Origin of the sequence: Halorubrum salinum, from assembly GCF_024494575.1 — an archaeon.
Classification (GTDB): Archaea; Halobacteriota; Halobacteria; order Halobacteriales; family Haloferacaceae; genus Halorubrum; species Halorubrum salinum.
The window spans coordinates 17065-29587 of sequence record NZ_JANHDO010000006.1; the positions used below are offsets into that span (position 1 = coordinate 17065).

Consider the following 12523-nt stretch of genomic DNA (forward strand, 5'->3'; position numbering starts at 1 on the left):
GGCTCAGCAGCGCTTCACGCGGCGACGCCGGCTGCAAAATCGCGGATTTGGTCACGGGGATGGATCGAGGGAATGGTCTGTTAGCCGCTCGCGGCCCTCGTTGTCATAGCAGGTGGTCACTATCCATCCCGCGTCTAACAGTTTGTTCCTGGGGGTCCATCTCCTCACGCTCTCACTAGTGAATCGGATTGGGTGTTTGAAATTTCGAATCGGGCTCCACCGTCAGTGCCTTCGATGATTTTAATTTCCCACCCGTGGGCCTCGACGATCCGTTTGACGATCGCGAGCCCGAACCCAGTCCCGTCTGGATTGGTCGTGTACCCGCTCTCAAAAACCTCATCGCGTTCGTCTGCCGGAATACCCGGTCCGGTATCTTCGACGTAAAACCCGCCATCGAGAGCGCCCACGCGAATCATGATCTCGTCGCCACCATGTTCGATTGCATTCCGATATAAATTTTCGAACACCTGGATGAGCCGACTTTGGTCTGCATCGATCTGGACGCTCGACTCGATTTTGAGTGAGGCAGGTTCTGTTGAGACGTTGTTCCAGGCCTGGTTAGCGACTGCACGAACCGCGACCAGCTGCGTCTCGCCGACGGCATCGCCCTCACGAGCCAGTGTCAACATATCTTCGATGAGCCGGTCTATCCGATTCAGCGACCGATCGATGGGCTCGACGTGCTCTAGTTCGCCAGTCCTCTGGATGAGCTCTAACCGACCCTGGGCGACGCTCAAAGGGTTCCGGAGGTCGTGCGAGAGGATGTTAGCGAACTCCTCGAATCGGTCGCGTTCACGTCGAATAGTCGATTCGGCCTCGACACGCTGGAGGGCTGTCGTGACGTGTGTCACGAGCATCTCGGCGACCTCTTCATCGCGGTCGGAGAACGCCGCTGGTTCGTGTGCAACCGCCTGCACCACTCCGTACTTCCCGAGCGGGATGCTCAACAGCGCTCGTGGTTCAGCTTGGTCCACGTCTGGCTGTGACCTGTCGTCTTGGAGTGGAGACTGTGTTGCCGAGCGCGTATCAGTTAGGTCATCCAATCGGAGTACGTTACCCGACTGGAAGCTCCGCCCCACACAGCCGAGAGTTGCGGATACGGGCTGACACCCCTCGAGGGAGTGGTGGTCCGAACTGGCGGTTGGGACGAGCTGGTCGCCATCCGCGATCGCGACAAGGGCCACATCTGCTGGGAAAACGTCTACAACCCCGTTCGCAGTACGTTGATACACCTGCTCGCTGGAATCTGCGCCCGTAATTTTGGTTGCGACTGCGTGTAACTGAGTGACTTTCGAGGTGTGGGAGCGGAGCTGCTCCTCTGCGGCTTTTCGGTCCGAGATGTCCTGAATGACGCCCGTAAAAAGATGGTCATCGCCAACGACATATTCGCCAAAACTGACCTCCACAGGGAATTCATCTCCGTCGGCGTGCATACCGGCCAATTCGAGGGCATCCCAGTCGACAGTTTGGCGGCCGTCGGTGAGGTTGTGCGACAGCGTCTCCCGAAATCGAGGGGGCATCAGCATGGTAAGCGGCTTGCCCACAAGTTCGGTTGTGGAATAGCCGAAGAGGTCCTCAGTCGCATCGTTCGCGTACCGAATCGTACTCGTGTCATCAATTGAAATGACCGCGAACGACGAGTTCTCTGTGAGCGCCCGGAAGCGGTTTTCCGAGAGTTCGAGCTGGTGTTCCCGTGCTTGTAGCCCCGTTGCATAGTAGCCGAGAAGCACGCCAGCGGCCATGAAGATGGCAGCGCGATTGAGATTCAACACGACCAGTTCGCCGGCTGGGAGCTGTTCCAGCGAAATAAGGAACAGAAACCAGACGTTGACGGCGACGCCGACGATGGCCCCACCCAGCGACCACATCGAAAGCTGTCTGATACGGGTTGGTGGAACCGTTCTGGCGAGCCAGAGGCCACCGAGAATGAGTCCGATGCTGACGACGAACGGGAGGATGACTTCGATGAAGTTGATAAGGTGGTCGTCAGGGTCCATAGCGGCTCGGGCAAGTGTGGTCAAAAGAAGTGCAACTCCGAGGAGTGCTACCGACCATTGATTTACCGCCCGAGACCAATCCCTCATTCACAGGAGATAGCAGGTTCTAGGCTCATAATGTTCCTGATTGAGATATGCTGTGGCTGCCTGCTCGTCGTCGTCGGGTTTTGTTCTGCAAACTAGTTTGGAAGCTGTACGTCCGACCGCCGTCGATATCCCGAACATGATCCGGGGTTCCCGGGCTTACAACTCGTAGTTACCTCACCAACGCGTTTTTTTTATCAGCGACCAGCGTATCGTTCGCGTGTCGTATACGCTCTTTGACTCTTTTTAAAAATACTCGATAGATGTGGCAAATTATTAGACTCGCAGAAATTACTTGTCGCTCCCGGATTCCAAGTCGGTAGATTCAGACACAGCGATCAGCAACCTCCCATCGTCCATCGCAGTCACCATCTTGGATTCAATAAACGTCGTATTGTCTTCCCGAAGCCCTTTACTCCGACCGGTCCACTCTCCACCACTCCGGACGACAGGGAGTACATGTGTCCGGATGTGTTTCACTTCTTCTTCGGGGTGTAGTTCGGTCCAGTGTTTCCCCTCGATCTCCTCTGCAGTATACCCATATAATGAGGCATAGGTTTCGTCAGCCTCCTTGAAGTGTTCGTCTGCTCCAACAACACCGACTCCATCAAGCTCAGTCTCTGCTTCAGGGTCAAATTGACCATCTGATTCGATAGCGTGACTGACGCGGCGAATCAACATCGTGTACTGGTCGGTTCCAAAACCCTTTCGTAAATAGTCCGTAACCCCTGCTTGGATGATCTCTGCGGCTATATCTGCGGTTTCCTCGCCAAAAAAAGGAGAACTGGCAGTTTGGGGCAAGATGAACGAACTGCACTGAGAAACTCGATGCCGTTCATTTGCGGCATATTGTAGTCGCTGATAATACAATCAAACGCAGACTCAGCGGAGGCGAGAAGTTCTAATGCCTTCTCGGGGTCGCGTTCAGCTGTAACTGAACAGTCGATACCGCTAGATTCACGCTCTAAGTATGTTTTCACGAGCGCCCCTAATTCAGGATCGTCATCGACGTGAAGGATTGATAGACGATTGAGCTCTTCCATTATTCTTGAGAAGGATATTGACGGTTATGAATATGGCGGCAGGAGTGTTTGTCGCGCATGATTTTTGCTTACAATACAAAACCGCAGAAGTAACTGGACCGGACGCGACTCAGGACCCACTCCCGGAAACTGTCCGGTCGTCTCCACCCGTATTGCCCGTGCTGTCGACTGCGGTCACGACGATCCGGTATTCGTCGACGCGGTCGCCACCGGCTGCGGTGAGTCGCTCAGCCGCGCTGTCGGACCCGCCACCCACGCTCGCTGTTACCGAATCGATGACTGTTCCTGTGTCCGGGTCCCGAAGTGCAAACTCGATGCGATCGAGGTCGTCGTCTGGGTCGATCGCGTCGACGCTTACCTGGAAGCGATCCTGTGCGCCCGCCGTGTTCGCGTCGACGTTCGTGATCGTCACCGTTGGAGCCGTCCCGTTTCCGCTGCCGTTACTTCCGGACCCATCGATATCCATCACGCGAACTGAGAAGGTGACTTCCTGTCGTGGTTGTCCCCCGCCGCCGAAGGCAAGCGTCGCGGTCACGTCTTGGCTCTCGTCGACAGTTTCGGGAGCCTCGTACACGAAGGTTGCCTGACCGCCGGTGCCGGTGGTGGCGTCAACGGGGCGAAGACTGCCATCACCGTCCACGCTTCCAGTGACCGTGACCCCGCTGACGGGGTTATCGAAGCGATCGCGAGCTTGGACGACGAGTTTCTGACTCCCGGTTTCGGGGATCGCAGTCGCGTTCCCTGCGATGTCGGTGAGATACGTCGCGGGGGGTTCGGGAACCCCGCCGGCAACAGCGACGGCAGCAAGCTGGAGTTCGTACGTCGCGCCCGGCTCGAGCGTGAGTGTGAGCCGGCCACACGGCGCCGGCGGTGCCTGTGTGCAGTCGATGCTCGTCACGTACCGATCGTTGTCCGGGTCGCCGGCCGGATCGAGTTCCGCGGCGAGGAGGTCCTCCCACTCGTCTTCGGTGAGTTCCGTCGGAATCGTTATGCGCATCGGGTCGCCGTCGGCTCGAACGGTTACCGTGCGGGCCGGCGCACTCGTCGGTTCGATCCCAATCGAGAGGCGGTCCGTTCGGGACGTGGTGCGTTCTCCACGAAGCGTCGTCAGCGTGAGGCGGCGACCATCGACGAGATCTTGCTCGGTGACTGCCAGTCGAGCGTCCTCGAAGCGGTTGTACACGACCCACGGTTCGACGACCGTGTCCGGGGCGTTGGCGTACTCGTTGTAGCTCGGCGCGTACACGACCGCCCGCGTCTCAAACGACGTCCCCGACCCGTCCCAGTAGTCGGCCGTCTCACCCGTCGCGCGGGCGTTGTCGATCTCGATGGTCGCGGTGTCGGTCGTCCGGACGGTCCCGCTGGCAGGCGGCGGATTGATGAAGAACATTCGCGGCGGGTAGCGGAGCCCGGCGCTGACCGACGCCGTTTCATCGGACCCCGTCGCCGCGACCCCCTCGATGACCGTGGCGAGGTCGGCCATCTCGTCTTGAGCCTGCTCGTTGTGCTGGAATTCGAGCTGTTCGTTGAGTGCGGGCACCGCCGTCGTCTGGAGGATGGCCAGCAACGCGAGCACTAAAGCGAACATCAGGATTGCGCCGATAACCGGTGAGACGGCACGGTCGGCAGCCCGGAGTGTCCGACGGTCGGTGCGACAATTCGTAGACCGTGGTGGCTGCGAGCGCCGAGGTGAAGTGGATGAGTCAGACATGGTTACACCAGGAGGAAGAACACCACGATCGTGAGCAGGACAAGTGCCAATCCGTATTTTAGCCCGCTAAGAGCGTCATTTTCGGCGAGTTTCCCCGCGATGAGCCCGCTCCCGAAGCCCTGGATCAGTGCCGAATGCAGGAACAACAGTCGATAGGTCTCGACCGGAATTGCCCCCAGCGACACCGCTCCCTGCCCGCCACTGCCCTCGGAGCTGGCTGCGATCTCGGCGATCGGCGCGAGGTAACTCGCACTCACCATGACGATGACCAGCAGGTAGACGAGAAACCCGACGACGACGATGGCGACGTACGAGCCGACTTCACGGCGGCGGGCCCGGGCCAACTTCTCTCGGGATCGCGTATCGGTGGCCGCGATCTCAACCAGGCCGGCGATATCGCCGCTCGACCGACTCCCCTCGGCAATCAGCGTCATCGTCCGGCTCAGCTGTGGCACGTTCAGTCGGTCGGCGAAATCCAGGAGTGCCCGTGTCAGATCGTGGTTCCAGGCGATGTCGTTTCGAACCTTCTCGAGTTCGGTGGCGAGCGTCCCGCTGGCCCACCGTGTCACCAACTCGAAGGCGTCGACGATGTCGACGCCCATCTGGTTCGCACTCGCAAGGATGTTCAACACATCGGGGAACCGCTCGGTGATTGTCTGTGTTCGGCGGCGTTCGCGCTCGTGGAGTACCATCACCGGTGCCGTCGTTGCGATCAGCGGTCCGACGACGAGCCCGACCGTCGTCCGAAGCGGCGTGGCGAGGAATCCCGAGACACTGGGTGACACAATTCCCGTCCAGATGGCGACCCCCACGACTGCGCCACCGAGCGGGATCGTGATCCCAAGCGAGAGCGAGGGTCGCCGCCGGATCGCCCGGAAGGGATCGGCCAGAAACGCCCGGAAGGGATCGGCCAGAAACGCCCGGAGTCCGGTCTCCCGTTTCGTCCGCTGGTAGGCCGGGAAGCGGGGATCGTCCGCGACTTGCTCGGTGGCAATCATCCGCTCGTCCTCGATCGATAGGTTCGCAGTCGGTTCCTCGTAGGGGCGCGAGAGCAGGTCGACGACGAGTAGGAAGCCGCCCATCGCCAGCGGGAAGACGAGATACACGAGCGCGGCGATGATGTCGACGGTGTCGGCGCCGAGAAAGCTCACGACCATCAACACGACGATGAGAAACAGCGGTGCGGCGACGAACCCGATGACGAACACCTCGCTCAGCCCGCCGAGCGTGTCGATGAACGACTCCTGTTCTTCGAGTGCGCTGTCGAGGTATTCCTCGGCTTCCTCCTCGAGGAACGTCTCGAGATCACCGCCGGATTCGAGCACCCCGAGGAGGTCGTCGAGGAACCGCCGCAGGTCGTCGCTCGGCGTCAGCTGTCGGAGGTTACTGAGCGCCTGCAAGAGGTCGTTGCCGAACAGGTCGATTTCTCGGACAACGACATCGAACTCGTTGGCAACCTCGCCGTACACTTGGTCGTTGTCGCCGAGCCGTCGACAGATCTCGTCAAAGGTCATCCCACCGCTGGAGAGGGCGTACATAAACGTGATCGCATACGGCAGGTTCAGCGAGATACTTCGCCGGCGAGCGGCGACGACGCTCCGTGGATAGTAGTAGTTGCGTCCCGCCCAGACAACTCCGGCGGTGGTGAGGGAAAACAACAATGGCACGAGGAGCGCGGCACCAATCAGCGGGTTGGCAACAACAACGCCCCGAAGCGGTCCTGTGGCACCCAAGAGTGGTTCGAGGACGTCGAGTCCCGTTGTCAGCGCGATCCCTGCCACGAGGGCGTTAGCGACGATCCCTGCGACGAACCCAGCGACCACCGCAGCTTTGATGCTATCTGTCAGGTACTCGTCGTAGGTGTCCCTGACACGCGCCTGTTTGAGGCGTCGCTGGAGGCCTCGATAGCGGGTGGGCCGGGCTTTGAAAAACGCCCTGACGTATCCGTAGGCCTCACGGAGCGTCGCCTGTTCAGCCTCGCCGAGCTCGCGCTCTTCGGTGAGTGGGTCGCTGATCGCTTCTTCCGGCTCCGGTTCTGGTTCGGACTCTGCAGTGTCATCTGTCTCCTCTTGGGCGGTGTCGGTCGCGGGTTTGGCGGCGTCGTGGCTTCCGTCGTCGAAGGCATCGTCGATAACGGCTTCAGCGGTCGCCTCGTCGAGTCCAGGCTCACGGAAGGCTGGGTCGGTGGCCTCGGGCGAGGAGTCAGTCTCCGAACGGTCGTGTCCGGTCACGGCTCAATCGTCGTCCTCCATAACCGCGATATCGTCAGGATCGAGTTCCCCAGCCCGCACCTCGTCAAGAATATACTGTCGATCTCGAATGAATCCCTGTATCACCTGGGCGACGTCCTCGTAGGCGGTGATCTCCTCTGTGAGAAGATAGTCGAGTACCTCTTCGCGTCGGTCCAGCGCGGTTTCGATTCGCCCCGGCGTCCAGCCCCGCTCGTCGGCAATCTGCCCGAGGACGTTCGAGCTGTTCTCCTGGCTGAACGTGTCCGTGCTCGGGTCTCGACGGAACACGTCGTGTGTTTTGACGCTGGTCGGGTCGTCGGGATCACGGGCTAACTCAACGAGTCCCCGGTTCCGTCGGACGCGCGTCCCGTCTTGGGTCGTCTGTTGCTGGATCGAGACGATATCGAGATTGCTCAGCATCTGTGCCGGGACGTTCAACGGTTCGTTCTCCAGTCGGCTCAACAGCCCTTGGACCGAGTCAGCGTGGAATGTGGTGTAGGCTGTGTGCCCGGTCGCAATCGACTGGAAGAACGTGAGTGCAACTTCGGGTTCCGTGCGGATTTCACCGACGACGAGGTATTCGGGACGCTGGCGCAGCGCCGATTGCAGGAGATCGAACATCCCGACCGAGCCGCGGCCGCCGGCCGTCACGCCTTCGCGAGTCACGTTCTGGATCCAGTTGTCGTGCGGGAGCGTGATCTCGGGGGTGTCCTCGATGGAGACGACCTTGCTCTCCGGCGGGACGAACATCGAGACTGCGTTGAGACTCGTCGTCTTGCCCGATCCGGTGCCGCCAGCGAACAACAGCGAGGCGTTGTTTTCGACGGCGACCCAGAGATACGCCATCTGTTCGAGCGAGAACGTCCCCCAGTTGATGAGGTCGATAGGCGTGAACGGCACCTCCGCGAACTTCCGCACCGTGAAGTTCGATCCCTTTGTCGTGACTTCCCCGCCGAGCGTTAACTGCACGCGGGATCCGTCTGGGAGCGACGCGTCGACGAGCGGGTCGGCGACTGAGAGGTGTTTGCCAGCCCGCTGGGCTAGTCGGACGACGTACGCACTCAGGCGCTCTTCGCTGAAGGTGAGGTTCGTCCGCAGGTCGCGGTAGCCGTGATGGTAGACGAACACCGGCATCCCCGTGCCGTCACAGGAGATGTCCTCGATGTGGCGATCGCGCATAATCGGGTCGATCTTGCCGTAGTTCACGAAGTCGCGTCGCAGATAGTAGAGCAACTGCTGGAGAGAGCCGTCCGCGATCGTCGCGGCGTGCTCCTCCATCACGCGGGGCACCTCCGCGTCAAAGACGGCTGCGCGATCGCTGGTGTCCTCGAACTCCTTGTACATCAGATCGCTTCGGAGGGCCCGGATGAGATCCTCGCGGACGTACTCCTCGAACTCGTCGAGGTCGGGTTCGATCACATGGTAGCGGTTCGTGTTGGTGTCCTCGTCGTAGAGAATCGTGGCGTACGCAAACGGTCGGTTCACCCAGTACCGCTCGACCTCCTCGTACTCGTCGAGATAGCTAAAATCGAAAAATTCCTGATCGATGAATTCCTCGGATGGGCGCCCCGGATAGGCGTCCTCGGCAAGCTGCTCAAACGAGGTTTTGACCGCCTCAAGAATCGCATCGCGAATCTCCCCTTTCGAGTCGGGTTCGGTCGGGGCGATTGCTGACGACTGTTCGGTCGCGTCGTCCGCCTCAACTGGCTCGACACTACTCTCCTGAGCAGTCGCCGTCTTCGGGTCAGTCGAGAGCGAGGTAGTTTCGTCGTCGGCATCAGGGACGATGGACTCCATTGCCTCGCCTTGATGTCCCGGATCCTGACTGTCACGCATCGGATAGTTATTGGGGTTAATACTGCCGTTGGTAAAGTAGCTTGGTCCGTGTCTCGTCAGATTGGGTCCTAGATGAGCTAAGAGATCCGCCAGCTCCTGTTTTGTCAGGGGTATGTCTCCTAGTACTGGCTAGAATCACTGCTGAGACCCCCGAGCTGGTGTCAATTTATCGACAGACAAGGCGGATACCCCGAGGCTTGACCCTGAGACGGTTTACCGGGACATGTGTTCTGGAAGCTTGCTTTTCGGTTTAAAATTGCTTGAGACGTACTAGATCGCGCTTAGAGTACTGGTCGTCTCGTGATGCGATTGAACGTAGCCCATCCCTGTTCAAATCTGTTATCGTCGCCCGCTGTTGTACACTCAGTGGCGATAGCAGCCACTGGTTATCGCCGCCGACGCGGAAGCCGACGTACTCTATCAGTACATACAACCTGAGTTATCACATATAATATCTTGAACTTAACGTTCATATGTATGTCTTATTATTTGACGTATGAGCATGCTTGACAACGTTCGCATACGCAGCGTAGATCTCCGACCGAAAATCATACTTGCTTTTGTCATTATCTCCGTTCTAGTTGCCGCTACCGGGGCGATCGGCTACACTTCGGTTGCCGCCGTTGACGAGGAAGCACACCTCATAGCGGAAGATGGACAGAAAATGGACGCGAGTGCGGAGATGATTGTTGCTATCGAACAGCAGCGTGGTGCGATACAGGCCGCCCAACTTGGTGATGCAAACGCGCAGCAGCAGTTTGAGGAAGCTAGTCAACAGTTCAACGAAGAGGCACAACATCTCGAAGAAGCGGAGTTGAGCCCTCAACAGGAAGAGCGGTTCTCAACCCTCATATCTCAACATGAGGAGTATAATGCGCTCGGAAATGAGTTCTTTGAAGCGCAACAAGAAGGTGACACTGAATTAGCCACTCAGACGGCCGACGAAATGGAGTCGTTGAGAACCCCGATGGAAGACCAGGCACACGCAATCGAGGAATCAGCTCAGGCTGATCTGGAATCTCAAGTAGCGATTGCTGATAGCACGACCCAAACGGCACAGATGGGGATTCTCGGACTCACAATCGGGGCGTTTGTCGTAGCAATTACAATCGGATTATTCGTCGCTAAGCGGATCACATCTCCAGTCTCTCAACTCACTGAGGCCACCGTTGCCGCCAGCAACGGCGATTTCAGTACCGACATCGACGACCACGTCGAAAACGACGAGCTCGGTCGTATGATCGATTCTTTCCGAGAAATGCAGGCGAACCTCAAAAAGGTGTTCGAAGAAGTCGATACGTTCAGTACTGATCTGGCAACCGGCGACGATGGACTTCGCACCCGCGAGCGGAAGACGAACTTTCCGGGGCTGTACGGCGAGATTATGACTAATCTGGATCGCGGTGCCAATCAAGTCGTCGCCGGATTCGAAGAAATAAGGATCGCCAGCGAGAACCTGCAGGAAGGTCACCTCAATCAGGACATCGACACGGATCTGCCCGGCTACTATGGCCAAATCCTCGTGTCACTCGACGCTGGAATCGGCCAACTCAACGAGAGTCTTGTGGCTGTCCAGCGGATCACCGACGAGGTCGCAGCGGCCAGCGAGGAGACAGCATCGACCGCGGCAGAGCTTGACGAGGCGAGTGCCGAAGTCGCGACTTCCGTCGATGAACTCCAGCAAGCAAGCGAAGATGTCGCACGATCGGTTCAGGAGATCAGCGCCGGAGCCAACGAACAAAGTGACGACCTCCAAAGTGTGGCTAACGAAATGAGCGATCTGTCGGCAGCTGTCGAGGAAGTCGCTTCGTCGGCTGAAGAAGTAAGTATGACCGCACAGAACGCTGTCGAGCGCGGTCTCGAGGGGCAAGCGGCGGCCTCCGAGGCAACTGAAGAGATCACTGCGATCGAATCGCAGGCGGCTGAAGCTGCTACGCAGGTCAGAACGCTCGATGACAAAATCGCCGAAATAAACGAAATTGTCGACCTCATCACGGATATCGCCGAACAGACGAACCTGCTTGCGCTGAACGCCTCGATTGAGGCAGCCCGCGCCGGTGAAGCTGGCGAAGGGTTCGCCGTTGTCGCAGACGAAATCAAAACACTCGCCGAGGAAGTGGGAGAGGCCACGACCGAAATCGAAACCCAGATTGAAGACATCCAATCGACGACGACCGAGACCGTTGAGGGGATGGAGCAGATGACCGAACGCGTCGATCGAGGCGCGGAAACGATTGAGGACGCGATCGAGATGTTCGACGAAATCGCACAGGCAGTCGACGAAGCCGAATCTGGTGTCCAAGAGATCAGCAGTGCGACCGACGATCAAGCTGCTTCGACCGAGGAGGTAGTGTCGACAGTCGAAGAGGTAGCGAGCGTGAGCGATCAAACGGCAAGCGAGGCGAGTACAGTTTCGGCGGCGACCGAAGAGCAAACATCGTCTCTGTCGGAGGTGGCGGAAACGGCCGATCATCTATCGACTCTCTCGGACACGTCAACTGCGGAGCAGCTCTCCGTGGCGTCAGAGACGCTCCGCAAGCAGGTTGCGAAGTTCGAACTCGACACTACAGTAACAACCGACGCGGCAACAACCGGGACACCAAGCGCGACGCGGACGGTCAGTGCGACAGATGGAGGTGAGGATCAGGAAGTAACACAGAGTGACGGTCAATAATAGCGAATATAAACACGGTGGTAATTAAAATAAACAGTAATAATATACGTCTCTGGTCACAAAAATAAAAATGACAGATATTGGTCCAACACCACCCAACACAAAAACCGAAAATCAGGCACTACAAGACGAATCCGAATTACAGACGGGTGTACTCAATAGGGCTAATCAGGTCCATGTGCTTTGTGTAGATGACAACGAAAATCTACTCGATCTGGCTGAAATCTTTCTCGAACAGGAGCATGATTTACTGTCTGTCCATACTGAGAGACATGTTGAGGGCGCAGTTGAGTACCTCGCGGCTCATGGTACCGATTGTATCGTTTCCGACTACGATATGCCCGAGTACAACGGTATCGAATTTCTCGAGCAGGTACGTGAAATGCATCCGGACCTCCCATTTATCCTCTATACGGCGAGAGGGTCGGAGGAAGTCGCGAGCAAAGCAATCTCTGCCGGTGTAACCGATTACCTCCAGAAAGAAAGCGGGACGGATCAGTATACTATCTTGGCAAATCGAATCACGAACGTGGTCGAGCAAAATCGGACTCAGCGTGCCCTCGAAGCGAGCCAAAAACGGCTCTCATTACTAATCGACCAGTCACCGCTCGGCATCTTAGAATTTAATAGTGATCTGAATATCGTCCGTCTGAATGAGACGGGCGAAGAAATCCTCGGCTACACGGAGGCAGACCTCGAGGGGGAAACGTGGGAGAAGATTGTCAGTAAAAATAGCTATGAGGATGTGGACAAGGTTACTGACGCGCTGGCAGCCGCCGAAGGTGGCTATCACAGCGTTGATCAAAACGTCCGCAAAGACGGAGAGCGCATCGTCTGTGAGTTTCATAACAGAATTATCACCGACGAAAGCGGTGATGTCGTCTCTGTCCTTTCGCTGTTTAGAGAGATTACCGATCATAAAGAATGCGAACAGCAGCTTCACAAGC

At 57.9% G+C, this 12523-nt stretch carries 7 protein-coding genes and 1 pseudogene; 2 read left to right on the forward strand and 6 right to left on the reverse strand.

The window, feature by feature from the left end; genetic code table 11:
* Window positions 1-164 precede the first annotated feature (164 nt).
* The 6 genes from NO930_RS13450 to NO930_RS13475 form a co-directional block, all read right to left on the reverse strand.
* Window positions 165-1997, reverse strand: coding sequence for a PAS domain-containing sensor histidine kinase (locus NO930_RS13450; RefSeq protein WP_256403808.1), 1833 nt, complete (start codon window positions 1995-1997; stop codon window positions 165-167).
* Window positions 1998-2372: 375 nt separating this feature from the next.
* On the reverse strand, window positions 2373-2762 hold the full coding sequence (locus NO930_RS13455) for a PAS domain-containing protein (RefSeq protein WP_256403809.1): 390 nt from the start codon (window positions 2760-2762) through the stop codon (window positions 2373-2375).
* A 68-nt stretch (window positions 2763-2830) separates the two neighbouring features.
* Entirely contained in the window at window positions 2831-3124 is a 294-nt protein-coding gene (locus NO930_RS13460; protein ID WP_256403810.1) for a response regulator, read from the reverse strand.
* A 109-nt stretch (window positions 3125-3233) separates the two neighbouring features.
* Complete coding sequence (locus NO930_RS13465) at window positions 3234-4835, reverse strand: DUF7289 family protein (RefSeq protein WP_425601452.1); 1602 nt, start codon at window positions 4833-4835, stop codon at window positions 3234-3236.
* Between the two features lie 2 nt (window positions 4836-4837).
* Entirely contained in the window at window positions 4838-7066 is a 2229-nt protein-coding gene (locus NO930_RS13470) for a type II secretion system F family protein (RefSeq protein ID WP_256403812.1), read from the reverse strand.
* A 3-nt stretch (window positions 7067-7069) separates the two neighbouring features.
* Window positions 7070-8863: a type II/IV secretion system ATPase subunit gene (locus NO930_RS13475; RefSeq protein WP_256403813.1), complete on the reverse strand. Its 1794-nt coding sequence runs from the start codon at window positions 8861-8863 to the stop codon at window positions 7070-7072.
* 535 nt (window positions 8864-9398) lie between these two features.
* On the opposite strand from NO930_RS13475, the gene NO930_RS13480 reads away from it, so the two are divergent.
* Entirely contained in the window at window positions 9399-11576 is a 2178-nt protein-coding gene (locus tag NO930_RS13480; protein WP_256403814.1) for a methyl-accepting chemotaxis protein, read from the forward strand.
* 178 nt (window positions 11577-11754) lie between these two features.
* A pseudogene (locus tag NO930_RS13485) lies at window positions 11755-12522 on the forward strand (PAS domain-containing protein); the annotation flags it as partial.
* Window position 12523 lies beyond the last annotated feature (1 nt).

Bases quoted from the DNA above. Each gene is read 5' to 3' on its own strand.
- NO930_RS13450 (WP_256403808.1), bottom strand. From the start codon at position 1,997: ATGGACCCTGACGACCACCTTATCAACTTCATCGAAGTCATCCTCCCG.
- NO930_RS13455 (WP_256403809.1), bottom strand. From the start codon at position 2,762: ATGTTGATTCGCCGCGTCAGTCACGCTATCGAATCAGATGGTCAATTT.
- NO930_RS13460 (WP_256403810.1), bottom strand. From the start codon at position 3,124: ATGGAAGAGCTCAATCGTCTATCAATCCTTCACGTCGATGACGATCCT.
- NO930_RS13465 (WP_425601452.1), bottom strand. From the start codon at position 4,835: ATGTCTGACTCATCCACTTCACCTCGGCGCTCGCAGCCACCACGGTCT.
- NO930_RS13475 (WP_256403813.1), bottom strand. From the start codon at position 8,863: ATGGAGTCCATCGTCCCTGATGCCGACGACGAAACTACCTCGCTCTCG.
- NO930_RS13480 (WP_256403814.1), top strand. From the start codon at position 9,399: ATGAGCATGCTTGACAACGTTCGCATACGCAGCGTAGATCTCCGACCG.